At 42.1% G+C, this 23,807-nt stretch carries 34 protein-coding genes and 4 pseudogenes; 10 read left to right on the plus strand and 28 right to left on the minus strand.

All coding sequences use genetic code 11. The annotated features are described in order from the left end of the window. The 3 genes from IPJ09_21105 to IPJ09_21115 form a co-directional block, all read right to left on the minus strand. Positions 1-458, minus strand: a 458-nt coding sequence (locus IPJ09_21105; protein ID MBK7373874.1) for a hypothetical protein, incomplete at its 3' end; no start/stop codon positions are given. Positions 459-483: 25 nt separating this feature from the next. Continuing rightward, positions 484-753, minus strand: a complete 270-nt coding sequence (locus IPJ09_21110; protein ID MBK7373875.1) for a DUF1080 domain-containing protein — start codon at positions 751-753, stop codon at positions 484-486. Between the two features lie 121 nt (positions 754-874). After that, entirely contained in the window at positions 875-1,018 is a 144-nt protein-coding gene (locus IPJ09_21115) for a hypothetical protein (protein ID MBK7373876.1), read from the minus strand. Between the two features lie 52 nt (positions 1,019-1,070). Here IPJ09_21115 and IPJ09_21120 point away from each other — a divergent pair, with 52 nt between their 5' ends. Further along, positions 1,071-1,388, plus strand: a complete 318-nt coding sequence (locus IPJ09_21120; GenBank protein ID MBK7373877.1) for a hypothetical protein — start codon at positions 1,071-1,073, stop codon at positions 1,386-1,388. Between the two features lie 149 nt (positions 1,389-1,537). On the opposite strand, the gene IPJ09_21125 is transcribed toward IPJ09_21120, so the two are convergent. The 3 genes from IPJ09_21125 to IPJ09_21135 all read right to left on the minus strand — a co-directional run bounded on the left by IPJ09_21125 (position 1,538) and on the right by IPJ09_21135 (position 2,518). After that, complete coding sequence (locus tag IPJ09_21125; protein ID MBK7373878.1) at positions 1,538-1,849, minus strand: hypothetical protein; 312 nt, start codon at positions 1,847-1,849, stop codon at positions 1,538-1,540. A 99-nt stretch (positions 1,850-1,948) separates the two neighbouring features. Further along, positions 1,949-2,119, minus strand: coding sequence for a hypothetical protein (locus tag IPJ09_21130; GenBank protein MBK7373879.1), 171 nt, complete (start codon positions 2,117-2,119; stop codon positions 1,949-1,951). 6 nt (positions 2,120-2,125) lie between these two features. Continuing rightward, positions 2,126-2,518, minus strand: coding sequence for a serine hydrolase (locus IPJ09_21135; protein ID MBK7373880.1), 393 nt, complete (start codon positions 2,516-2,518; stop codon positions 2,126-2,128). Between the two features lie 548 nt (positions 2,519-3,066). Between IPJ09_21135 and IPJ09_21140 the strand changes: the two genes are divergently transcribed. Then, positions 3,067-3,426, plus strand: a complete 360-nt coding sequence (locus IPJ09_21140) for a hypothetical protein (GenBank protein MBK7373881.1) — start codon at positions 3,067-3,069, stop codon at positions 3,424-3,426. A gap of 6 nt (positions 3,427-3,432) precedes the next feature. Here IPJ09_21140 and IPJ09_21145 read toward each other — a convergent pair whose 3' ends face one another. The 6 genes and pseudogenes from IPJ09_21145 to IPJ09_21170 all read right to left on the minus strand — a co-directional run bounded on the left by IPJ09_21145 (position 3,433) and on the right by IPJ09_21170 (position 7,294). Continuing rightward, positions 3,433-3,846: a fatty acid desaturase gene (locus IPJ09_21145; protein MBK7373882.1), complete on the minus strand. Its 414-nt coding sequence runs from the start codon at positions 3,844-3,846 to the stop codon at positions 3,433-3,435. A gap of 466 nt (positions 3,847-4,312) precedes the next feature. Next, positions 4,313-4,459 carry a hypothetical protein gene (locus tag IPJ09_21150; GenBank protein MBK7373883.1) on the minus strand — a complete coding sequence of 49 codons (147 nt, stop codon included), beginning with the start codon at positions 4,457-4,459 and terminating at the stop codon, positions 4,313-4,315. Positions 4,460-4,479: 20 nt separating this feature from the next. Further along, a pseudogene (locus IPJ09_21155) lies at positions 4,480-5,260 on the minus strand (TIGR00266 family protein). A gap of 58 nt (positions 5,261-5,318) precedes the next feature. Beyond that, the gene (locus IPJ09_21160; GenBank protein ID MBK7373884.1) at positions 5,319-6,002 is read right to left on the minus strand and encodes a response regulator transcription factor; all 684 of its coding nucleotides are present in this window, start codon (positions 6,000-6,002) and stop codon (positions 5,319-5,321) included. Further along, positions 5,999-6,658, minus strand: a complete 660-nt coding sequence (locus IPJ09_21165) for a HAMP domain-containing histidine kinase (GenBank protein ID MBK7373885.1) — start codon at positions 6,656-6,658, stop codon at positions 5,999-6,001. The genes IPJ09_21160 and IPJ09_21165 overlap by 4 nt, the downstream gene beginning before the upstream one ends. A gap of 57 nt (positions 6,659-6,715) precedes the next feature. Beyond that, on the minus strand, positions 6,716-7,294 hold the full coding sequence (locus IPJ09_21170; GenBank protein ID MBK7373886.1) for a hypothetical protein: 579 nt from the start codon (positions 7,292-7,294) through the stop codon (positions 6,716-6,718). A gap of 334 nt (positions 7,295-7,628) precedes the next feature. On the opposite strand from IPJ09_21170, the gene IPJ09_21175 reads away from it, so the two are divergent. The 4 genes from IPJ09_21175 (at position 7,629) to IPJ09_21190 (ending at position 11,384) form a co-directional block, all read left to right on the plus strand. Then, positions 7,629-8,381 carry a GLPGLI family protein gene (locus tag IPJ09_21175; protein ID MBK7373887.1) on the plus strand — a complete coding sequence of 251 codons (753 nt, stop codon included), beginning with the start codon at positions 7,629-7,631 and terminating at the stop codon, positions 8,379-8,381. 219 nt (positions 8,382-8,600) lie between these two features. After that, complete coding sequence (locus IPJ09_21180; protein ID MBK7373888.1) at positions 8,601-8,852, plus strand: carboxypeptidase regulatory-like domain-containing protein; 252 nt, start codon at positions 8,601-8,603, stop codon at positions 8,850-8,852. Positions 8,853-8,902: 50 nt separating this feature from the next. Continuing rightward, positions 8,903-10,813, plus strand: a complete 1,911-nt coding sequence (locus tag IPJ09_21185) for a TonB-dependent receptor (protein ID MBK7373889.1) — start codon at positions 8,903-8,905, stop codon at positions 10,811-10,813. A gap of 88 nt (positions 10,814-10,901) precedes the next feature. Then, on the plus strand, positions 10,902-11,384 hold the full coding sequence (locus IPJ09_21190) for a hypothetical protein (GenBank protein MBK7373890.1): 483 nt from the start codon (positions 10,902-10,904) through the stop codon (positions 11,382-11,384). A gap of 459 nt (positions 11,385-11,843) precedes the next feature. Here the strand turns inward: IPJ09_21190 and IPJ09_21195 are convergent, their stop codons facing one another. The 3 genes from IPJ09_21195 to IPJ09_21205 all read right to left on the minus strand — a co-directional run bounded on the left by IPJ09_21195 (position 11,844) and on the right by IPJ09_21205 (position 13,886). Then, positions 11,844-12,302 carry a transposase gene (locus IPJ09_21195; protein ID MBK7373891.1) on the minus strand — a complete coding sequence of 153 codons (459 nt, stop codon included), beginning with the start codon at positions 12,300-12,302 and terminating at the stop codon, positions 11,844-11,846. A 107-nt stretch (positions 12,303-12,409) separates the two neighbouring features. Next, positions 12,410-13,030, minus strand: coding sequence for a transposase (locus IPJ09_21200; protein ID MBK7373892.1), 621 nt, complete (start codon positions 13,028-13,030; stop codon positions 12,410-12,412). Between the two features lie 286 nt (positions 13,031-13,316). Then, complete coding sequence (locus IPJ09_21205; GenBank protein ID MBK7373893.1) at positions 13,317-13,886, minus strand: hypothetical protein; 570 nt, start codon at positions 13,884-13,886, stop codon at positions 13,317-13,319. 229 nt (positions 13,887-14,115) lie between these two features. On the opposite strand from IPJ09_21205, the gene IPJ09_21210 reads away from it, so the two are divergent. After that, a complete protein-coding gene (locus tag IPJ09_21210; GenBank protein ID MBK7373894.1) occupies positions 14,116-14,475 on the plus strand; it encodes a hypothetical protein in 360 nt (119 codons plus the stop codon). A 14-nt stretch (positions 14,476-14,489) separates the two neighbouring features. Here IPJ09_21210 and proB read toward each other — a convergent pair whose 3' ends face one another. The 3 genes from proB to IPJ09_21225 all read right to left on the minus strand — a co-directional run bounded on the left by proB (position 14,490) and on the right by IPJ09_21225 (position 17,215). Then, positions 14,490-15,257 (minus strand): glutamate 5-kinase, encoded by a 768-nt coding sequence (gene proB / locus IPJ09_21215; protein ID MBK7373895.1) that lies wholly within the window; start codon positions 15,255-15,257, stop codon positions 14,490-14,492. Between the two features lie 18 nt (positions 15,258-15,275). Beyond that, positions 15,276-16,472, minus strand: coding sequence for a glutamate-5-semialdehyde dehydrogenase (locus tag IPJ09_21220; GenBank protein MBK7373896.1), 1,197 nt, complete (start codon positions 16,470-16,472; stop codon positions 15,276-15,278). Between the two features lie 170 nt (positions 16,473-16,642). Then, positions 16,643-17,215, minus strand: a complete 573-nt coding sequence (locus IPJ09_21225) for a PhnA domain-containing protein (GenBank protein MBK7373897.1) — start codon at positions 17,213-17,215, stop codon at positions 16,643-16,645. A gap of 185 nt (positions 17,216-17,400) precedes the next feature. Here IPJ09_21225 and IPJ09_21230 point away from each other — a divergent pair. After that, positions 17,401-17,761: pseudogene (locus IPJ09_21230) on the plus strand (glyoxalase/bleomycin resistance/extradiol dioxygenase family protein). Positions 17,762-17,821: 60 nt separating this feature from the next. Continuing rightward, positions 17,822-17,998 carry a hypothetical protein gene (locus tag IPJ09_21235; GenBank protein MBK7373898.1) on the plus strand — a complete coding sequence of 59 codons (177 nt, stop codon included), beginning with the start codon at positions 17,822-17,824 and terminating at the stop codon, positions 17,996-17,998. A gap of 71 nt (positions 17,999-18,069) precedes the next feature. On the opposite strand, the gene IPJ09_21240 is transcribed toward IPJ09_21235, so the two are convergent. Then, the gene (locus IPJ09_21240) at positions 18,070-18,855 is read right to left on the minus strand and encodes a cyanophycinase (protein MBK7373899.1); all 786 of its coding nucleotides are present in this window, start codon (positions 18,853-18,855) and stop codon (positions 18,070-18,072) included. Positions 18,856-19,174: 319 nt separating this feature from the next. After that, positions 19,175-20,452, minus strand: a complete 1,278-nt coding sequence (locus IPJ09_21245) for a beta-lactamase family protein (GenBank protein ID MBK7373900.1) — start codon at positions 20,450-20,452, stop codon at positions 19,175-19,177. Positions 20,453-20,706: 254 nt separating this feature from the next. Between IPJ09_21245 and IPJ09_21250 the strand changes: the two are divergent. Further along, positions 20,707-21,415 (plus strand): annotated as a pseudogene (locus IPJ09_21250) (alpha/beta hydrolase). Between the two features lie 23 nt (positions 21,416-21,438). On the opposite strand, the gene IPJ09_21255 reads toward IPJ09_21250, so the two are convergent. From IPJ09_21255 to IPJ09_21290, 8 genes and pseudogenes are all read right to left on the minus strand, one after another. Then, positions 21,439-21,732 carry an outer membrane beta-barrel protein gene (locus IPJ09_21255; GenBank protein MBK7373901.1) on the minus strand — a complete coding sequence of 98 codons (294 nt, stop codon included), beginning with the start codon at positions 21,730-21,732 and terminating at the stop codon, positions 21,439-21,441. Then, positions 21,720-22,130 (minus strand): outer membrane beta-barrel protein, encoded by a 411-nt coding sequence (locus tag IPJ09_21260; GenBank protein MBK7373902.1) that lies wholly within the window; start codon positions 22,128-22,130, stop codon positions 21,720-21,722. The genes IPJ09_21255 and IPJ09_21260 overlap by 13 nt, the downstream gene beginning before the upstream one ends. Then, positions 22,019-22,381 (minus strand): outer membrane beta-barrel protein, encoded by a 363-nt coding sequence (locus tag IPJ09_21265; GenBank protein ID MBK7373903.1) that lies wholly within the window; start codon positions 22,379-22,381, stop codon positions 22,019-22,021. The genes IPJ09_21260 and IPJ09_21265 overlap by 112 nt, the downstream gene beginning before the upstream one ends. Then, positions 22,366-22,560, minus strand: a pseudogene (locus IPJ09_21270) (outer membrane beta-barrel protein). The gene IPJ09_21265 and the pseudogene IPJ09_21270 overlap by 16 nt, the downstream one beginning before the upstream one ends. Positions 22,561-22,585: 25 nt before the next feature. Beyond that, positions 22,586-23,014, minus strand: a complete 429-nt coding sequence (locus IPJ09_21275) for a hypothetical protein (protein MBK7373904.1) — start codon at positions 23,012-23,014, stop codon at positions 22,586-22,588. 16 nt (positions 23,015-23,030) lie between these two features. Beyond that, positions 23,031-23,180: a hypothetical protein gene (locus tag IPJ09_21280; protein MBK7373905.1), complete on the minus strand. Its 150-nt coding sequence runs from the start codon at positions 23,178-23,180 to the stop codon at positions 23,031-23,033. 2 nt (positions 23,181-23,182) lie between these two features. Further along, positions 23,183-23,389 carry a hypothetical protein gene (locus tag IPJ09_21285; protein MBK7373906.1) on the minus strand — a complete coding sequence of 69 codons (207 nt, stop codon included), beginning with the start codon at positions 23,387-23,389 and terminating at the stop codon, positions 23,183-23,185. 121 nt (positions 23,390-23,510) lie between these two features. Beyond that, on the minus strand, positions 23,511-23,807 hold a 297-nt coding region (locus tag IPJ09_21290; GenBank protein MBK7373907.1), incomplete at its 5' end, for a carboxypeptidase regulatory-like domain-containing protein.

Raw genomic sequence — 23,807 nt, forward strand, 5'->3', positions numbered from 1 at the left:
CCAGATATTGATTTTGCCGGAAGACAACAAAGCCCTTTTGCTTCCTTGAGGTCCTTGCTTTCAGCCACGGTGTAATCTTCACTGCCCGGTTGATGGGTATCAATAGTGAGTGCATTTACACGTATCCCTTTGAACACAGGTTGAGCTCCTATATTATTTAGTTCAGCAGCTTGAGCAGGGTCCCTGACGATAGAAACATTCATACCGGATTGATAACAATAGTCTACTAGTGCATCTGTACTTAAATCGGTATCCGGATTCAGATCGATGAAGGCAAACTGGCGGCTTTGCAGCACTGCCATACTATCTTGCCAGGGTCCAAATGCTGCGGCCACAGTATTGGAAACTGCATCATCGGGCAATCGTCTGACTTTAAAACTTTTGTACTGCATCTTACTCAGTGAATCATGTCCTTGAAGACAAAAAGTACCGCTGCTCAATTTTTCCATTAAAATCATCCGGGCTCGGTGTAGTCTACTGTTTTTAGGCCATTGAGCCAGATCTGTACGTTTTTGCCTCTACCAAAGCACGGGTCTCGTACCATTCATTATCCTCAACAAAAGATTTGTACACATTTCGAATACCGTATAAGCTACCCGCTTTTTTAAGCTCTACGTAATCACCTTCGCCAATATGGCTATTGTTGACCTGGATCTCCATAATACCTGTTGAAGGCCAGCCTGTCTCCTGGTAATGAGTGTGAAAATAAATACCAGAGTTGGCCAATGGAAAAGTCTTGACCGTGGCAATCAACTCGAAATTTTTAAAACTATCCTTTAACTGATCTCCAACATAAAATAAGTGATTGCGTTTTCTACTGCTTGTAGCATTCCATCAACCACTGTCCAGGTGCCTACATTTTCTGTTGAGGATTTCAGCCGGTCATGTCTTTGCCACTGATGAGCTCGACCCACTCCGAATTTGTAGGGGCTGGATCTGCCGTGGCAGGTGCCTTCTCATTTTGCAAGACAATGCGATAAGGAATGTAAGGAGTAGTATTGAAAATATTGATTTTCATGTTATTGTATTTTATTTTTTATAAATATCAACAGGCCAACATCCGAAAAAAAATGCATCAGATTATTCCTGTCAATTTATTTCTGGTTTCTTTTGTATTTGGATTTTTTCAGCAAGGCTATTCAAAAGTGTCAGTTCAATTCCAGTATTATTTAGACGATTTAAGGGTCAATAGATCACCATGGATGCCCTCTGTGTATTTTAATCTAATCTTCAACACATCGTTGCCTTCAGTACCGGCAGTAGCTGCTACCATGGAAGGCAATCTTGTTACGGCATCCCCGGGAGAAAGGGTTCAATATTCGCAGACTATTGGATATCCAGGCATTCCAGCCGAAGGGAATAGCTATTTTAGCACCCGCAGAGGCTGATTTGTTCAAAATGATCTCACCGCCTTGGATTACTAGTGTTGATTTGAATCGAATGCCATCCCCAGGATTTTCCTTCAATTGATATGTCTGGTTGTTTAATTCTTTTTTGACCAATGGAGAAGTCGATTCACCCAGTTTCGCATTCAGAGTCAGATTATTACTGAATTGCAGTACCTTTCTTGCACCGATTTGTCCTTTTCAGAGGGCCATCTTTGATGCCCGGCAATATATGATCCCAAAGTAAAGTCATTTGTTTCGCATATCTGTGCTTTCAGAATTGACAGCGATGACGGCATCATACTGGGGCATGACGATACAAAACCGACCAAAGGCTCCATCTCCCGGTAAAACCCGGCTTGTATCACAAAACTGGTACCCATAGCCCTGGGACCAATCACCATCACCCGATTGGAAGTTATATGTGAAGTAGTCGCTTCATCTACATAAGCTGAATTGATCAATTGTTTTCCTTGCCATAGTCCTTTGTTTAAATATAACTGACCAAACTTGATGATATCCCGGTAGTCACCCTCAGGCCATAGCCGGCGACATTGACTCCTTCAGGACTTTCTCCAATCAGCCTGGGTGATACCGAGTGGTTTGAAAAGACGGGGAGTGAGATAATCAAACATTTTTTGCCCCGTCACTTTGTCAGGATAGCACTGCACATATAGCTGGCTCCCTGTATTGTACAAAAATGCGTACCCGGCTCTTTTCCAATGGTCTGTCAAAAGTCTCTACCTGGACACTCCTTCTGCTGCAATGCATCGGTCCCATGGTGTCCGAAGCTGTCCTGAGGCCATATTGAGCAGATGCCTGATTCCAGCCTGGCCTGATAGTCTGATACCGACACAGGCAAGTGCTCCGAAAACGAGATGACCTACGGAAGTTAGTTTAAATCTGCCTTCCTGCACCGCCATGCCGATGGCTGTACTTGTAAAGCTTTTACTCAATGAATATAAAGTGTGAATATGATCTGGGGTAAAATGGATTCCAATAAGCTTGAGATGACTTTGCCATGCCGCATCAACAAAATGCGTGGTGCTCCAGACCACTTGCGTTGGCAGCTTGTAAATAATGCAGGATTGCTTCACTGATACACCCTGGCTCTCAGGCGTTGCAGAGGCCATGCCTTTTTGGTTTCTAAAATGGAGTTACTGACGGCAAAACACCAGCACCAAGGATCAAAGCACCTGATTGATTTAAAATATCTTCTGATGACATATATCGAATGATTATGGGATTAAATATAAGGCGAATAGCCGCATTCATTTATTTCATATTGCAAATAATTGTTGCTTGCTGCTTTTAGCGAAGTTAACTACAACGATTTTATCCCAAAGTATCATCATCCAATGTCAAAGCAGAAAGCGACTTTCTTTGTCCAAAATGGCTAAAAAGGGTGCAAACTGATAAAGATATACCCATTACCTTTTTGAATTTGTCTAACATCCTCCTTTTTTAAATTTAGATTGCTTAATACTATTTTTTAAAAATTGTAAACCTCTATTATGAAAAAAGTTAGGAATCGGCGCACTCGTAGGCGGCATCATCTTATTTCTGTGGCAGTTTTGTCCTGGTCTGTACTCAATGTCCACAGCTCATGCAGGCCTATACGCCAAAGCAGGACGAAGTACTTTAAAGCCCTTAATGAAAATCTGAGGAAGGCTTTTATTATATGCCTAATACACCTCCCGGGCAAGAACATGAAAATCCTATGGAAGCATATGTCGGTAAACCCTGGGCACAGGTTTATTATCACAAGGCCTATAATGCCAGCATGGGTGCCAATATGGGGCGAGGTCTATTCGTCGACATCATAGCAGTCTTGTTATTGGCATGGTTGTCCCTGAAAATGAACAATACGAATTTTCAGTCGATTCTATTGTCCAGCCTTGCGGTTGGAATGATCAGTTATCTGACCACTGTCTATACCAACTCGATCTGGTTCCAGACGCATACCATGGGTGACTTGATAGATAGTATCGTATCCTGGGGATTGGTAGGTGCCTGGCTGGGATGGTGGCTGAAGCGGTGACAAGGCCTATGGTTGTGTGGGCAATCGTTTATCCATCGTATTAAACCACCATGGTGGAATTAACGACAATAAAATAGAAGCAGGATAACCATGCGCTAGTTTAGGACTGTCAGCCTTAAAGCTCAATCTCTGATAAGGAGTAGTAGCATTGGTATGATGATCTGCATGCCGGGTAAGTTCGTACAGAAATATTCTGCCTAAAGGCTGATCTGCATCCCAGGAAAGTCCGTCATGGATCGGTCCCGGACTACCTTTTTCGTCCACCGTACGCATTAAACCATAATGTTCTATATAGTTGACACTTTCCAGAAATAGAAAACCAACGATAGCAATCACCATCGCCATGATCATTGCATAAAATGAAAATAAAACAAAGATGCCAGCCAGATAAAACAAACTGACCAGCAGAAACCAGATCATCAAATTGTGCCTGCTGTAGACAGGTCGATTTATTGATCGTAATCTTTCTTTCTAATTGCCAGGCATGCCGGTAGGAGTCTGTAACTGATCTAACCCAAAACTGTAGATCGGTTCACCCCGCCGGCTGTAGCCGGATCTTGCGGGGTGGCAATATATCTGTGATGTCCCTTATTATGCTCGATAAAAATGCAAATACAATGCAGGCAATAATAAACTCCAGGACATCCATCTGTGGTAGGACCGCGCCGATGCCCCAATTCATGCGCTACATTGATCCCTGCTGTCCCTGATGACCAACCCTACGCTGAATATAAATCCGATATGTTCTGCCAAAGTCAGACCAGAAGTATATTGGACCGTATACAAATAATAAAAATAATAAAATACAGTAAGGGAAGATTGAGATAAAGAAACAAATTGAATAAGACAGGGCTTTCATGGATCGACTCAGGTTTTGCAGGTCTTTTCATTTTATTAAAAAAAGCCCTTCTATCAGTGGTATCAAAACAAATCCAATATACATAGCCCCGGGGGCTGCCCACCCCTTGAAATACAAACCCGCTATAGCACTTGCCGGAGCGGCATAGGCCAGTAAATATTTCCATTTGGTCATATGCTAATGCCGGTTAAATTTTAAATACCATCTCCGTCCAGAAATCGGCCCAGCCCGCCTAAGATGCTGCCTTCACCTTTTTGTTTAAATCCACCATAAGAGATGATCCTGCTGGCGAGCCGACTGATCGGCAGAGTCTGTATCCAGACATATCCGGGCCTTTAAGAGTAGCGAAAAACAATCCTTCGCCACCGAAAATTGTATTTTTATTCCCCCAATGAATTCAATACTGTAATGCACCGAAGGTGTGAACGCCACAATACATCCAGTATCAATTTTTAAAGTCTCCCCATGCTTTAATTCCTTTTCACATGACCGCCTGCATGGACAAATGCCATCCCGTCTCCTTCAAGTTTTTGCATGATAAATCCCTCGCCTCCAAACAAGCCGGTACCCAGCTTGCGTTGAAATTCTATACCCACCTGCACGCCTTTGGCTGCGCATAAAAAAGCATCTTTCTGGCAGATCATTTTACCCCCAGGGCATACAAGTCTAAGGGAATGATTTTGCCAGGATAAGGAGATGCAATGAAACACGGTGTTTATTCATACCCATATTAGTAAAAGCGGTCATAAACAAACTTTCCCCGGTGAGAACACGCTTACCTGCGGACATTAACTTTCCGAGAAACCCTTTATCATGATTACGGCCATCCCCAAAGATTGTTTCCATCTGGATGGGTTCGTCCATCATCATAAAAGCTCCGGCTTCAGCGATGGCTGTTTCACTGGGATCCAGCTCTATCTCCACATATTGCATTTCTTCGCCATAGATTTTGTAGTCTATCTCGTGATCTTGTATTCCCGACATGTAATTTTTTTTGGCAAAGGTAACAGATTTAGCAGCTTCACCCCACACCTCAATCCACCAATCTATATCCAACTCCTTTTAAAGTAATGATTTGTATTTGTTCATCCTCTTTGAGGTAGTCCCTCAATTTTGTAATGTACACATCGAGATTGCGGGAATTGAAAAAAGAATCATCGCCCCAGATTTTATCAAGGATGTTTTTACGCAGGACAGTTTCGTGTTTATTCTCCAGGAGCATGGACAGCAGCTCCGTCTCGCGGTGGGACAATCTTTTTGTTTTTTCGTTTAACAACAATTCCTGGCGGCCTTGAAAGAATAGGTATCTGCCTAGGGGGATAAAATCTTGTTTGGAATCTGGGTAAGGAGTTTTATTGACGAGTGCCAACAAATTTTTAATCCTTACGATCAATTCTTCCATACTGAACGGTTTGCGGATATAATCGTTGCCTCCGCTACTAAACCCATCGAGGGCATCTTCCGTTTGATTTTTGGCAGTAAGAAAGATGATGGGTACATTTTTGTCCTGCAGGCGAATGCGTTTACTGACTTCATACCCATCCAGATGAGGAAGCATTACATCCAGCACACAGATGTCAGGTTGGAATTCAGTGAAAGCTGACACAGCATGATCTCCTCTCGTCACTAACCGGACCTCAAATTGGCGACTACTTAAAGTTTCACTGACGATTTTCGCCAGGTTGGGTTCGTCCTCTACGTACAATAGTCTGATCATCCGGCAGGGAGTATAACATTAAATACAGATCCTTTACCCAGTTCGCTATCGATGGATATAGCACCACCCATTTCTTTGACGATTCGCCAGACAAAAGCCAATCCTAAGCCATGCCCTTTGACCGTATGGACATTGCCACGGGGTACACGATAAAACTTTTCGAAAATTTTTTGCTGATGGTCACTGCCTATTCCGGGGCCATTGTCTTTTACTATGAGTTCTACCTGATCTTGATTCTTATTGATATAGATGTCTATCTGGGGTTCTTCCTTGTCGCTGTATTTTAGAGCATTGTCGAGTAGATTGTAGACGATGCCGGACACCCACTGAGGATCGGCATACAGGCTGATATCAGGCTCGGATTGATGGATCAGAATACGGGTATGTTGCTTTTCAGTCTGCAGCTGCAAGGTCTCTGTGATATTAGTGACCAGTTGTGTAAGAGGGATGATCTCTTTTTGGGCGGCTGGTAAGGCCCGATCGATATTGGACATAGACAGCACCCGATCGACCAGGAGCGATAGTCGATCCAGTTCATTACGGGATATCCTCAGGTAATCATCCCTTTTGGCGACATCATTGATTCCATCAAACTCGTGCAGCGCTTCTAGTGCTACACGCACCGTCGAAATGGGGGTCTTAAGCTCATGAGTCATGTTTTGAATGAAATCACTTTTGGCTTCGAGAAGATTTTTCTCTTCTGATCGTTGTGGTCATACTGTAGAATGCCAGGCCCAGGCAAGCCAATAACAGAAGCGCCAAAAAAATTCCGCCCATAATTTTTTTAATATCAACCAGGGTTCTGGTTGCAGCAACACATCAAATTTTTCATTGGTAGCAAGGTCATGGTAGGTTCCGGCTATATTTTTTTCATTCCAGGAGACCTGACCGGTGTCAGCATATTGATTGAGTGTATAGTGGATGGGTATGCCTGCGCGCTGCAGGTTGAGATCAAACTTTTCCTTTAAACTATCGGAGATATTATTAACAGTGCTGAGTGTTCGGTGGAGAGAATCGATAGACATCCCTTTGTTTACACTGGATCGAAGGATTAGTGAGATGACCCCTTCAGTCTGATGCAGGGAGCGATTGTCTTCAGAGATCTCTCTTTTGATAGTGATGCCCCCTTTTGGGCCAATTTCTTTCTTTTGAGTAAGTATTTTTAAAGGATGTGGTCCGTTGTGGGCTATGGTCTGGTCTTCTTGAGCATTGATCACCATCACCTTGACAGAATCAGCTTTGATATCAGTAGTAAACTCAAATTTATTATTAAAGCTATCAGATCTGAACATCAGTTGATTAATGAGACCACCTTCAATTGAATTGACCGCATTGACAAAAGATAGCCGACTTCTTTTTGAGATTTTCTTTTTCCGTTTGGTAGGCTTTGTACAAATAAATAGTCAGGAAAGCCGTGAGCACAATCATGCTGGGCCACATCAGCAAAGAGATCCATCTTTCGTTTATTCGTCTGGGCACAGTACAAAATTAGTCGCAATATTGCAGGGATGTGTATATCATTAACCTTAATTAACCTTGCTTCCACCTTTGATTAACCTCAAATCATATTTTGTCTGCCTATGTTTGCACCAGCAATTATTTATAAACATGCTAAATTTTATATCAATGAAAAAAATAAGTGTACTCATTATCGTTCTCTACTTTTCTTATGGCCTGATGGCTCAGACTTCGGGGGTAATCAATTTTACTGAAACCATCAAGCTACATATGGAGATGCCCGGCCAGGATCCGGAAATGATGAAAAAAATACCACAGACACATTCTGTACAAAAGGTTTTATACTTCCAGGGTGGAGAATCGCTGTATAAAAATAATCTGGGCAACCAGGATCTAGAAGTAAATAATAATGATCAGCATGGCGGCGAGATCCGTATGGTGATGAAATCCCCTGAAAATACACTATACGCTGATGTAAAAAATAATGTCATGATCAACTCGCAGGAGTTTTTTGGAAAATTATTTTTAATCAACGGTGAAAACAAAAAACAACTTTGGAAAATAACCGGAGAGCAAAAAACGCTGCTGGATTATACTTGTGTCAAAGCGATGTTACAGGACACGACCAATACAGTGGCTTGGTTTACGACAAAACTACCTGCCAATATGGGGCCTAATGGATTTACCGGTTTGCCTGGCATGATCATGATGGTAGATATTGACAACGGGGAGCGCATTTATGTAGCGTCTAAAATTGAACTCCGGGACCTGGCTGAAGGAGAAATGACTAAACCAGAAAAAGGAAAGAAAGTGTCTGGAGAAGAATTTGAAAAAATCAGAAAAGAAAAAATGGAAGAAATGGGTGCGGTACAAGGCAAAGGAGGCACTTTTAAAGTCATGATTCGGGAGGAAAGGAATTAGGAACTTTGTTCGCGCAATAACAATGTAATAGTCGCGCAACGACTTGCCTACCGGCAGGCAGGCACAAAGACGCAAAGTTGAGTTTTACATTCATCGCGCAACGACGCAAAGAGGGATTGTAGCGTAGTAGCATATTAAAACTAAGGCTCTGGTTTTTTGATAGGTGGAAATATCAGTCATAGACATAATCACATTTTATTCACTTCTTATTCCTTTCCATTGAAGTATTCAATATTATTCGGTTTTATTTTTTTATCGGCGGCATTGACATCCCAATCACTGGTAGTCAGAGGGGTTTTGCAGGATTCTTCCGGGAACTCCTTGCCTGCTGCTACGGTAATGTTGCTCAGTGCTAAAGATTCTATTATGCAGGAATTCGTGACTTCGGGTGATGATGGTACATTTAAAATACGGGCTGCAAAAATAAAGACTATGTCCTGCAGGTCTTATTCCTGGGACTGGAGACTTTAAATAAAAATGTCAAGTCGTCAACAGATGATATCGATCTGGGTATCCTCACCTTGCTGCCGTCTGCATCTGCCCTGCCCAATATAGATGTCATCGGTGAGTACGATCTGATGAAAATAGGAAAGGATACTGTAGAATACAATGCCAAAGCTTTTAAAGTCCAACCAGGTGCTGCCGTAGAAGACCTGCTCAAGCGACTCCCCGGGCTGGAAGTACAACGTGATGGATCAGTCAAAGCTTATGGTGAAGATGTGCAAAATGTCCTGGTGGATGGCAAAGAATTTTTTGGAAAGGACACACGCATCGCTACTAAAAATCTGGAGGCGGATGCGGTAGACAAAGTACAGGTCTTTGACAAACGGTCTGACATGGCAGAATTTACCGGGGTGGAAGATGGTCGCGATGAAAAAACCATCAATCTTAAACTCAAAGAAAATCGCAAAAATGGACATTTTGGTACGGCAGAGCTGGCAGGCGGAACTCATGATAGGTTCAAGACAAAATTTAACCTCAATAGGTTTGCCCCTAAGGCCCGCACCTCCATCATCGGCCTGGGCAATAATATCAATGATCAGAGTTTTTCGATGAATGATTATATAGATTTTATGGGAGGGCTAGGCTCTTTTATGCAAGGTGGAGGTGGAGGTAGAATGCGTATAGAGGTTGGAGGAGAATCAGGGCTGCCCGTAGGAGGTGGTGCTGTCCAAGGAATACAAAGGTCTATGGCAGGGGGCATCAATATCAATCGAAATATTACCAGCAAGACTGAACTGACAGCAAGCTACCTCCTCAATGAGATGAAAAATGCCCTGGTGAATTCTACAGAAAGGCAAAGTTTGCTTAGCGAGCAATCATACAATAGCAAAGAGGATGAAGATCGGATAAGTAATAACAACGGTCACAATATCACTTTCAGGCTCAAATCAAAGCTGGATTCATTTCAAAACCTGATCATTCGGGGCAACGGGGGTTGGAGCGCCAATAAATACAACAGTGACTTGCAGAATCTTACCTTTCTGACAGCAAATATGCCCGTCAACCAAAGTGCAAGACAATACCTGGCCAATGGGAATGGATTTAATTTTACCACCTCGCTCACCTGGCAGCGCAGATTTAAAAAGTCGGGTCGTTCCCTGGTATTGAGTACTTCAGGTAGGTTTGGCAATACGGACAGGGATGGCTATCTGGATGCGATCAATCAATATTTTATTGGTAGTATATATGCAGACACTATACTTCAAAATCAACTTTATACAGATCGGGGAAACCAATATGATGGAAGAATATCCTATACCGAGCCTCTTGGCAAAAAACAATACCTGGAGTGGAACGCATATGCAGCCAACAGCAGGAACAAAACCAATACAGATTTCTATGATATCATCGATCCGGGGATAGAGATCAGAAATGAATTATTATCTAACAATTACAATCGCGGGTATACTGTGTATAATACCGGAGTGCGAATGATCAAAAACCGCAGTAAGTATTATTTGTCCTATGGAGTGAGTCTTCAACATGCTGCACTAAATGGGGAAGTATTGAATAATGAAAACCCAATTACAGTGGGTTTCACCCGCCTGCTGCCGGAGGCCAATCTCAATTACGAATTTGGCACTGCTCATCACCTCAACTTTGATTATTCTACCAGGGTACAAGAACCCTCTTTGCAGCAGTTGCAACCTACGAGTAACAATTCAGATCCACTCAATATCTATGTGGGCAATCCTTCCCTTAGACCAGAGTATGTTCATTCATTCAATACTTCGTATTTTCGCTACAACCAGTTTTCTTTTACTTCTATTTTCGGCAATCTTGGATACAATTATACCCGAAATAGAATCACTGACCTGATCGAGGTAGACTCTCTGTATCGTCGCACCATACAGCCTGTCAATGTGAAAGATGAAAAAGCGATGCGTGGCAATATCGAATTCAGTACGCCCATCAAGCCATTAAAATAGTATCTAAGATCAGACTTCGGTCTCAATTGGCCAAGAGTATTCTTTTCGTCAATAGCGAAAAAACAGGGTCAATCGATTTGGCAATGCGGTGACTTTTTCTTTGGAGAACAGGAGAAAAGAAAAAGTGGACGCCCTGGCTGGAATCAAGCTGAGTGGTAACACTGCTGAATACTCCATACAAAAGAGTCTAAATCAAAAATATAAAGAGACAAATCTTTTTGGTGAGCTCACTTACACTCCCAATACCCATTGGTCATTACATTCGGAGTATGATTATATTTCATACTCACAATCCAGCCAGCCTGATAAATTGGTGGTGCCTCTTTGGAAAGCCAGTCTCACCCGTTATGTGGGCAAAGATCAAAGGCTAAAAGTCATCGCCACGGTGTTTGACATCCTGGATCGCAACAAAGGGATCAGCAGAAGTAGCCAACTCAATTACCTGGAGACCCAGCGAACCAATGCACTCGGCAGATACTATATGTTGGGGCTGGCCTATTCGATCAGGGGATTTAAGAAAGCCGAAGGTGGTATTCATATAGAAATCAATGATCGCGATGATCATAGGTAATACAAAAAATGATTTAGAGTAAGCTTAGATGTGGTCGGTCTTTTAATCCGGGTCGACTGCATTTTTAACTCTCCGGTTAAAATTAATCCGAGATCGTTCATTTGAATTTCTATGAACGATCTGATGATTGATTGATTAATGAATTGTGAACTTTTTGATGGAAGAATTTATTTCATAATCAATATCAGGATTAACCTCTGACAGAGTGACTGATGGTTCTATCAGCATCCCGATATTCATCATCGGGATCCGAAGGATAAAAAATTCAACCGCTAATGAATTTTTCCATCTAACTTCCCGCCAAGCGTTGACTACCAATAATTAATTCATCTGTATTTATTTCCATATGTTTTATTAATTTATTGATTGTCTTCAACGTTCTTTGTCTTTTTTTTAATTTGTACTGATCCATATCTATTGGCTTATATGGTTGTTTTTTTGTGATCATATTCCAAATAATCACAGCCATTTTTCTGGCGGTTGCAGTAATTGCCGCTCCTCTTCCTTTTTGTAAGCTATTTTTTGAAAAAAATGAAGCAGGTAACCTGTTTTTTTTCTACTAATTGTATTGGCTGCATTTCGTAGTGTCAATGTAAATTTATTGGTAGTCTGTGGGGTCTTGGAGCTTATGATTTTACCTCCGGTTTTCTTATTATTTGGAGCCAACCGTAACCAACTGACAAACTTCGAGGCTGTACTAAATTTGAATATATCTCTTCCTACTTCCGCCAATAATGACATCACAGTGGCTTCACTGACACACTCTATTTCCATTAGGTCAACACCATAATATTGATAACTTGTTGTACAGACATTTAAACTGCTGCTATTTCTTGACTTTTGTTTCTTCGTCAGATTAATTTTACCAGCTTCTTCTGCCCCTTGTGATTCAATAATTTGATCAAAACAATTCTTCATTTGTTGATCGCAATTTTCTATTCGATTACGAACATACTGATATGCTTGATGGAGATCTTTCAGAATATAGAGTTGATTATCATTCCACCTTCCTTGAAGGTATTGTGCTAGTTCTTGATGACTTTTCTGATTCGCGAATCGGCCAGTATAGCTAATTTATTTCCATCTCGTTGACCTTCTACAATTGCCTGTATTATCGATTGTCCTGTTTTGCCTCCCAAATCATTGATGGCTACATCCAGACGGATATTCATTTGTCTCATGCATTGGCCTATTCGGTTCAATAACCTAGAACTCTCGTCGATCAGATTATTTCGATGTCGATTTAATGTTCTTATTTCCATAGTTGCATTGGATGGCAAAAAACAAGATTTCAAAAACCCATAGGTGAATAATTTTTGTATCCATTTACAATCTTTTACATCTGTTTTTTGACCGCCGATACCCTTAGTATGGCTTCCATGCACCAGGCTAACTTCAAATCCTGCTTCTTGAAGTGCCAAGAATAAAGTCTGAAAATAACTCCCTGTACTCTCCATTGCTACATGAGTTATTTGGTGAACTTTGAGAAAATCTATCATCAAATTATGATCATCGGTATTGATTCCAAATTTCCTTACCTGATCATCAGACTGTCCCACCGCTACCATGTGGAATCGAGACCCTACATCAATCCCTGCGCTGTGAGGGTAAACAATTTGCCATACTTCTTCCTTTTTCTTTTCCATTTCTTTTCATTTTTAAAAATTAATTAAAAATGCTCTTGAAAGAAATGTATTTTTAGAACTCATTATTATTCCATACGGGGTTCTTGATCTCGACTTCCATCGGGATCAAGACCACCATTAAACTTTCTAAGAGCCCTCGCTAAAAACGAGGGCTTTACATTCCAGCCATGATTTGGGTGGGGTTTTGATACGCCATTTAACTCAAGGGCTTCTTTTTCAAGAGCTATCAAAATGGAAGTTAGCTGTATAATTTTACTATTGTTTTCAATAGTCTCTTTGTTTTGGGTTAATAACACGTAGTGCGTGTCGAATCACAGTTAAGTCGATCCCTGGTCCAGCTATCGGAAGAAGTAGTATACACGAGGGGACACAAGGTTGCATCCAACACGTAAGCGCATCCAATGATAATTTTTTCACCTGATATACTGGGCTCCATTGCACCGGGTATTTTGAATTGGCAAGAAGATTTTTTGCTCCATAGGTCTGCGCTCAGATCAAAAGAATACCAATCATTTAAATCCGGAAGTGGTTGCGCCGTGCTCAATCCCATATACAAAAGGTTAGAATAAAATACCATCATGGGCGCTAACCGGTCAGCTCCGGGAAAATCAGCTTTAGGTATCCATTGAGTAATGGTACTATCATACAACCAAAAATCTGTAGGAAAGTTTGGATACACCGTATGACTAAAATAATGATACGATTTGGATTTGGATTTTAACTCTACGGACCCGACCCTGGTAATGTCTTCCTGCAGTGGGAGGGTATGATCATAAATCTCTATACCTGGTTCGTTTTTTGCACAAGACCCACAAAAAAGGATTAAAAGAAGAAAAACTAAAGATCTGATAGTCATGTCATAACGATTGAGTACATCAAAATTAACGAAATTAAGATTAAACTAGTTGTGCCTAATGTGCAGTGTCGAACCAAAATCGAATTGGAATCAGACCTCCGTAATACATGACCTTAGGGGTTGAAAAAAAGGTGAGTCCATACTTTTGATTAATATTTATCTTTCGCAAAAAATCAGGCAAATGTCTCCGAATCCAGTTTATTACTCAATTCCATCTCAACTGCGTCGTATGGAAAATATGCATATCCTTTTTTGGTTGCTCAAGGATATATCCTGGTGTCTCAATTTTAAAGTGTTGGGGGTACTCATGATCATACCGACGCTTTCTGTAGCTATCTATATTACCATTAAAAACAAAGAATACAAGTCTGAATTGGCCCATAACCTGGCAGTGATATTCTGGATAGCAGCCAATAGTACCTGGATGATCTGTGAGTTTACCGGCATCGATGAGACGCCGATCATTGGTGGCTTCGATGGCAGGCACCTGGCTTTGATACCCTTCAGTATAGGATTATTTATTTTATTGTATTACTATATTTTTCTACGGCACAAAGAAAAGAGTGAGGATCATCCACTCACTATGTGATTTTGCTTCATGGATTATTTTACGGCGAATGCAGTAAATGCTATCTCTCCATTTAAGGCTTTGACTGCAAATCCATCATAACCCCCATTGACGATCCACATCTCTATGCTGTATTCACCACAGATACGGGCAGCTTCTATTTTTGATTTGATACCACCGGTCCCCAGCGAAGATACACTACTCCCGTTTTGAAGGTGTTCGATAGCCTGAATATCGGTCACAGTGTGGATGAGTTGAGCAGAGGCATTGGATTTTGGGTCAGCATCATACACTCCATCAATATCAGAAGCCAAAATCAATAGATCTGCTTTGAGCAAGACTGCTGTGAGTGCCCCAAGTTTGTCATTGTCCCCAAATTTGATTTCGTCGGTGGCAATGGTGTCGTTTTCATTGATGATAGGGATATATCCATTCTCCAGCAAGGTATTGATGGTGGCCAGGGTATTGGATCTCGATAGTTCGTTTTCAAAGTCCCGGTACGTGAGTAAGCACTGGCCTATCTTGATGCTATAGTCATTGAACACCTCCTGGTAAAATCGCATCAGCACCGGCTGACCTATGGCAGCCAGGGCTTGTTTGACCGCTACGGGATTGCCACGATTGAGCTCGATATAGTGTTTAGCGGCAGCAATGGCTCCAGAAGTGACGATCACAATCTCGTTTTGGTCATTGAGATCATTGATCTGCCTGGCGATATCTTCCAGTTTTCCCCTGGAGATCTTGTCAGTACCTCTAGTCAGTGTCGTACTGCCCAGTTTGATGACTATTCTTCTTTTTTTCATCTCCTTTTATATAATATTTTAGTCTCTGACCTGGCCCTGACCATAGACATACCATTTATTAGTCACCAGATGATCGAGTCCGAGCGGCCCCCGGTGGTGCAGTTTGTCAGTACTGATAGCGAGCTCTGCTCCAAGTCCAAACTGACCACCATCCGTATATCTGGAAGAAGCATTGTGTATGACAGAGGCAGCATCGATCGATTCCATAAATTTTGTAGCAACCTCACTGTCATTCGACACAATTACAGCAGTGTGTCCGCCGGAATAAGTATTGATTTTTGCTATGGCATCCTCCAGACCATCGATGAGCGAAAACATGATTTTTTTGGCCAAAAACTCTTCGTACCATATATCTTCACCTTGTACGATAGTCAGATTGGATTGGAGCGCCTTATCTTCCAAAGTCTTATCGACCAGGACCTCACATTCAACTGCATGTAACTTGTCTATCAGGCGGGTGATAATAATACCGTGTTGCGGGTGATTTCGGTCAAACAAAACTTTATCAGTAGCATTGCATACACTGATTTTATGCATTTTGGAGTTAATTACAATCTCTATCGCCATATCGATGTCAGCATCTTCATGAATGTATACAAAGTTATTACCGCGTCCACTCACCAATACCGGTGCCGTGGAAAGTGACCGGACCATCTCTATCAGGGCATCTCCACCTCTTGGCACCACCAGATCTATCCTGGTCCCGGAGGTTTTGAGTAGTTCTGAAGTTTGCTCCCGGGTGTAGTCGAGGTATTGGATCTTATCCGTATTGATATCGTAGGCACTCAGCGATTCGTGCCACAGTGCGACCAGATATAGATTGGAGCTGCGGGCCTCTTTACCTCCTTTGAGCAGGATCGTATTGTCTGCCTTAAATGCCAGGGCTGCTGCCTCAATCGTAACATCCGGCCTGGATTCGTAGATGATCAGGATCGTCCCGAAAGGCGCTGTCCTATTTACGATCCGCATACCTTGCGGATGATGAAACTCATACCTATCCCGGCCAATAGGGTCTGGCTGCATAATGGTATCCTGCAGCGACCTGATCATAGACTCGACCTTTTTATCATCTATTTTGAGGCGATCATACATGGCCAGGTCAGCTGGGTCCGCCTGAGCCAAGTCCTCGATATTGGAGGCTATAAGCTGTACTCGCCGCTGATCTATCAACCGCGCCATATGCGACAGTACTTTATTTTTTAAGTCAGTGGTCATTATTGTTTTTTCTATAGGGAGGGCAAAATTAATGGATCATACGGGTATTCTGAACACTATAATTGCTAAAACAATGCCATATTGTGCAGTTCATGATCATATAATTAATTATGGATATCATGATTTATTGCCTGCACAAAGGCAACGGTATCGAAATAAAACTGGCCGGTTTAACCTGACTTTTTAACATATTTGGTCAGTATGACGATATTCTGATCATTTACCCGACCTTCGATCTGTTCAGGATTGCCATTGACTAAGGTGATCCTTCGTACAGCAGTACCTCTTTTGGCAGTAAAATTGGCCCCTTTTACATTTAGGTCCTGGATGAGCACAACGGTATCTCCTTGTTGCAGTACCTGCCCATTGGCATCTTTGTGCACTTCATCTACTACTCCGGTATCAGTATCGTCAGCCCATTCAACGACCATAATATCCGGATCTATCATGCCCAGGGTGTCTTGTGCCCAGGCCTGATCAGTCAGTTTACGAAGTAATCTTAGTGATACGACCTGAACGGCGGGAGTCAGGCTCCAGATACTTTCATTGAGACATCGCCAGTGGATAGGATCCAGCTGATCCTGGTTTTCCAATTGGCCCAGGCAAGTCTCACAGACTACTACCTGGTGATCGGTTAGGGTGCCTGATTTAGGGGGCACGGTATAGGCAGAGAGAAAGGAGGTGCCACCACAGAGTTCACATGTAGATTCACTGCGGGTCGATAATTCGGTGGATAGTTGCATGGGGGCAAAGATAGGTTTTGGCGGTGGTTTATTGGAGGGCAACCACGGTTTATCTCAGTCGGAGTAAATCAGCTCCTGAACAGTACTCCCATCAGGCTGACCAAGTCGCGGTGAACCCGATCGAATAAAGACATGATGTAGAGAACCACAACTCCCAAAACAACAAATATGCATAACTTTCAACAATGAAATCATCTATCGTACAAATCACGCCCGTCCTTCCAAGCCAGAATATCGATCGCGATGTATTATGGTATCGTGATAGGGTAGGGTTTGACCTGATTTTAAAGATACTATGTATGCAGTGCTGGTGAGAGACGGGATGCATATACACCTCCAGTGGCATGCCAATACTTTGGAAGACCCACTACTGGGTGGATCAGTGATCAGGATCTTCGTAAAAATATCGAACCCATATTTGAAGAATTCGTATTAAGGAATACCGTGGGTCGGGATCGTCTTAGATTAGCTACTCCCTGGAATACCAATGAGTTTGGTTTTTATGATCTAAACAATAATGCAGTTTTCATCGTAGAGGATCTTTGACAAAGTTGATTTGATGTTGAAAATTTAAATCCATGGAAAAAATAGCCTGTATAAAAAATCGTGAACTACTATCCGGACCTTGAGGTCAAAAGTGCTACGATGTCGTATACCGCTTTTCATGGCCATAAGTTTAGTTTTTATGCCCGGGACCTATTGCATCTCAGACTGTCACGATCGGACAAGACGCCTTCATCAAAAAACATAAAACTAATTTATCCGTACAGCATAGAGTTGTGATGAAAGAATATGTCATGTTGCCGGTCACTGTATTTACTAACGATATATTGATGGATTAGTAATAGGAGTGTCTATAACTTAAATCTATCGCCTTCAGTCAGAATACTTAAAGTTGCTTTTTCCATGCGCAATTTCTTGTCTTTGGAGTAGGTAGTCCCACGAGGATTTTTCATTACGATCACCTGGCTTTCACCATATACCCTGGCAGTATGGCCTTTGACCAAAATAGCGGTTTCCTCATCTATGCCAATACACGTTTTGCCAGGATATTGATTTAATACAGTGAGCAGGCGATTGTATCGGCTTCTTTTTACAAAATGTTGATCGATGATAGCGCTGGTTAGTAGACCCAATCCTTGTGCGATCTGTATATTGTCCCTGACCATACGATCGACAGCTCCGGAGTATAGCGTATCCGCTCTCCATTGTTCGCCGGTGATCATCTCCCGGCTCATCACAGCAGCTCCTGCACTCGTGCCTGCGATCATAGCACCCCGATCATAAGCTTCATGTATCGCAGTATATATCGGTGTATTCAGGACGACATCCATAAATCTGCTTTGTACACCTCCTGTGATAAAAATCAACTTTGCCGATCGGAGCGAATCCAACATGGTTTTGTCCTGGGCATTTTCCTTGGCAAACTGCAGTTTGGCGATCACTTGCTGACAAAATGGCTGTAGATCTTGCAGGATATAATAATACGAAGTATCGGGATCAGCACTGGACATCGTGAGAATAACAATATGATCCCGGGATGATAATTCAGCAGCATCTATCATGGTCCTCATCAGGGAAGGTGGCCTGTCTCCCCCACCGATAATAAAAAGGCTGCCATGTTGAGCCCACACTTCCATTTGTAAGAGAAGGAGGGTGTTTAAAATGAATATCGTTTTCAATTTCATAAAAATATTATTCTTCTTTTGACAGTCTGAGTTCTTGTATAAGCGGGGATTCTCAGGGCTCAGGGTATAAAACACCAGGAGACTGCCTTGCTCACCATGGATCTTAAATGTACCCCTTAACTGATTTTCAGGAACTACCTCATCGATAGATTTTATCTGACCGATATCGTCAAACATAGATCGGTGGCTGGTCCTAAGCTGTTCCAATCCATAGTCGGGAAAAAAGTTTTCGGCAAAAATGTTCGTAGTGCCATGACCATATTTAGCAACCTTAGTATCCGTCCAATCCGGTATGATGTCCAGAATTTCTTTTTTTTCGTTGCAGCAGGATATCAGAGGGAGGGATGGCAAAAGGTTTTAGACCAGCTCCCTTGATCAAAGTATCCAAAATTTGAAGATTTATGCCTCCCAGACCGGCATAAGTCAAATTGGCAAAGGAGATTACGCCCAGCCCATACTCCGGCAGCATGCGCCATTGACTGCCAAAACCGGGCAATCCACCACTGTGCCCGATATAAACTCTACCCTCACAATCCATCATCCATCCCAAGCCACAGAAATAGGTCGATACCACCGCACAGGGGCGTCCGCTGGCATATTTAAAATTTGGATTTAACCCACTAAAATTGCCAGGCATCTGCATCTCCCGAAGGGTACTCCTCCTGAGGACACTATGCTCGGGCCCGGATCTTGGCGGCCAGGCTGATTGGTGAAAAGCCACATATTTTGAAAAATCTTCAATAGAAGTGATCAATCCTCCCATAGCACCATACGAGCCGTGGTGCAAGAGTGGTTCCTCTGCCCACTGACCACCTGTGCTCCGATAACCGTGAGCCAATTTATCGGCGGGCACTTTGGTATACTCCCATTCCGTATGGGTCATGCCCAATGGCAGGAAGATTTTTTCTTTGGTATAGGCTTCGAGCGTTTTGCCAGACACTTTTTCTACGATCTGGCCCAGCAGGGCAAATCCGGTGTTGCTATACTCAAAAAGTGATGCCGGGTACATTAGAAAAAAATACGTTCCCTGCTGGATCAAATCGACCAGGTCACTATTTTTATCCTCCAATTGACGATCACCCCAGGGATTGTCCTCCGGAAAGCCAGCTCCATGTGTCAACAGATGCCTGATCGTGATAGCTGGTGCATCGGTCGTGAGCAGCTTGTCCTGTTTGAGATAAGGCAGGTATTTTGAAGCAGGATCATCCAAATGAAGCGCTCCTGCATCCCTCAACTGCATGATAGCCATAGCGGTTATACTTTTACTCATGGACGCAATGCGATACATCGAGTGGATATCTGAGGGAATATTCTTGTCTAATTGTATACTGCCGACATGGCCAGAGTAGACTATTTTACCATCCAATAGAACACCATAGGAGAGTGATGGAAAATTTCTTGCCTTTGCGTAATTTTTGTAGAGGCTGTCTATCAGAGGTAGCATCTTCTGTATATGCGCCAGTCGATCTGCATCATTATATACAGGTACCTTGTAGGATTGATTAGTCTGAGCCTCAAGATTTGCGATCAAATATAAGAGGCTGAGCAAACTATAAACAAATTTTTAAGCATAATCCCTTAATTTTAAATGAATGAAATTAGTCAAATCCTTTAAATCCCTTCACAGGACCCTTCTAATTAATAAAATTTATAAAGCCCGAAAATTTTGAATGCCATACTCGTTTAATTATCTTCGTCGTTTATAACATTAAAGCGATCGTCTGTGGAAGCAAGAGTAATGGACTACGAAGTGCAATATGATCATGGGTTCAAATACATTGAGACGAACCTGGCAAGCCTGTATTGCTATTACTGCATGGGTTATTTGGAGCCTTGAGCAATTTCAAAGGCATCCTTCATCACTTTGATCAAAACTCAATGTTGTAGTACCTATCCTGCCGATATTTGAATTACCCATCACAGAAGTGTCTCTCGAAGGCCTTGTACAGCATGTCAAAGAATTTACTGATTTTAAGGAATTTTTATCCGTAGATCTCCTGGGTAATTCCCTTGGAGGTCATCTTGCTATACTCTATACGCTGAAGTATCCTGAGCAGGTAAGATCTCTTACGCTCACCGGTAGTTCTGGGCTTTTCGAGTCCGCTATGGGTACTACTTTTCCTAAACGGGGCGATTACGAATTCATCAAAAACAAAACGGAGCTTACATTTTATGACCCCGCCAATGCTGACAAAGAATTGGTCGACGAGGTCTTTAATATCGTCAATGACCGTATGAAAGGTCTCCGCATCGTGCTCACTGCCAAAAGTGCTATGCGCAACAATGTAGAAGATAAAGTATCTAATATCACTATACCCACATTATTGGTGTGGGGCAAAGAGGACAATATCACTCCAGCTTTTGTAGGTGAGCGATTTAAAGAATTAATACCTAACTCGGGCTGGTGGTGGTAGAAAAATGTGGCCATGCACCTATGATGGAGCATCCTGAGTTATTTAACCAGACTCTGGAAAAATTTCTCCACAAAGTGCATGAGGCTGCATATGGATGAGCTACTGCACCTCTCCTTGCCTTTTACTGATTGACTCTTCCTCTTTCTTCTTCAGATCCTGTCTTGCGGTCTCTTGAGGATTTGACCTGGCTTCTTCCAAAATTTCTGGAATAGGTTAGCGTGAAAGTTCGATTGCTAAAGTCAAAGCTATTATCGGTCTCAAATCCTTCTCCCTCGATATTGGTACCGCCCTTAAATATGATAGATTCGAAGATATCATTGACAGAAAATTTCAGTGAGCCCCACTTATCACCTAAGGATTTTTGGACACCGGCATTGATGCCATAAAATCCTTTGTATCGGGCTATGCCAAAAATCCGGGACTATTATAAAATCCGGAAAGTTCAGCATTGAATGAACTGGATAACTTAAAAGCATGTATAGAGTTTAATGAATAATTACCCAGAGATATTTGGAGCGGCTTTGCATCTCGTGTGGCACGGACAGTTTGATATACCAGGCTGAAGTTGTTTTGAGTTTTCCAGAAGGGTGCTATTTGAATAGGCATTCCTACAGTGGCCGAATAGGTCTTGGTATAGTCCAGGTTGGAGGCTTCAAAGATCAATCTCCCGGTAGCCTTATCAATGCGCTCTTGAAAGCTTGCTATCGGAGAGGATTGGTGAGTGTATTGAAGGGAGAGAAAATATGAAGCATAAGTAATATCATATTTAAAATTATTACTGATCGCCGGCTGCAGTGCAGCATTGCCTGCCAAAAAGTAGTTAGGTCCAGCAATATCACGAAAGGCGCCAGGTCATTGAATGTCGGCCTAGTAATGCGCTTTGAATAGGACCAATTCATATTGACATTTTTATTGATTTTTCTATTCAAAATATGGTGGGAAATATTTTTTCCGTAATTGCGATCGACCACTTTCCCCTCTTTGTCTGTCTCCAACTCCGAATCAGTCTGTTCAAATCGCAGTCCTGCTTTTAAGGTGGTAGCGGCATCTAATGAAATATCCATAGCAGAATATATCGCGTAGATCTTTCATCCAGGATACTGTTATTTGTAAGATCAATATCATTTACCCAGGTACCGTTTATAAAATTATTGACTTCTACATCATTATTAAAGGTAGATACAGTAGCCTTGACTCCAAGTTCGAGATTGACTTTGTCAGATAGTTTGTTGGCATAATCCCAGTACCCACAAAGGTGTTGATGGGAGTTAACTTGGTACTATTGGCCAGATCAGTTCTGATGAAGTTGTAGTGCTCATCAAAGATGCTATTGTTATAGTCATTGGGATTGTCATCTTTATAATATAGGTAATCCAGGTTGAGCGTCCAAAAAGCCGATTTAGAGACATTTTGTTTGACATTGATATTAGCACCGCGTGTTGCCACAGATTTACTTCATCATTCATCAACTCTATAAATTGGGTTGATACATTATTTTTAGCAGCTGTATTTTGATTGAAGGCGTTCATGGACCATCGATTGTCGTAGGTATTGAACAGTACTCCAAGGATCGTTTTATCGGACAGTTCATAGTCCAGACCTATTCGGACATTGTGATTTCGTTGTACTGCATCGCGTTCTGTCGTAGTCAAATTTGAAAAGACATTCCCTCCACTGAATACTTTCCTGCTGGCCAAAAATTGCTGAATTTTATTATCGGTTAGAAAAGGAATAGCTGCCAAACAGATTGACCTTATCCTTTCGGTAGTTAAAATTGATATTGTCTGAATTGATAAACCCAAGCCCATAACCAACAGAAAATGCGTACGAGCCATTGAGGCCTATATCCATTCGTTTTTTCAATACTACATTAATAAAACCTGCATTGCCTTCGGCATCATAATTTGAGGTGGTGTAGTCAGGAGTTCGATGGATTCAATACTGTTCCCCGCCATCCCCTGTAATAATTGTACCATGGCATTAGTTGGGATATTACTGTTTTTGCCATTGATGAGCAATACAACGCCTTCCTTACCTACAAGTGAGATGGTATTGTTTTGCTGGTTGATCACTACCCCGGGCGAGCGTTCTAATATTTCAAGTGCCGTACCCCAACTGATACGATGCTGTTTTCAATATTGATGACCAACCGATCTACTTTATGGGTATAGAGTGGTTTTCGCTCTACGATGACTACTTCTGCAAGCGCTTCCTGTTCTGACATTTTATTGGTTCTAGTTCGACATCTTTGGTCAATAGCAGGGGTTCACTGTAACTTGAAGCAAAACCTACCATGCTGGTCAACACTCTATAAGTGCCATGAGGAATATCAGAAAAAATAAATTTTCCGGAATCTTCTGATACAGCACCTTTGACAAAACTTGAATCAAGACTTTTGAGTAAAATGATACTGGCATAGCTGAGAGGCCCACCATCAGAGCCGCTTATTTGACCGCTGACACGATACAGGGATTGCCCTGTCAATGCAAA

The organism is Saprospiraceae bacterium, assembly GCA_016709995.1.
In the GTDB taxonomy this organism is placed as follows: domain Bacteria; phylum Bacteroidota; class Bacteroidia; order Chitinophagales; family Saprospiraceae; genus JADJLQ01.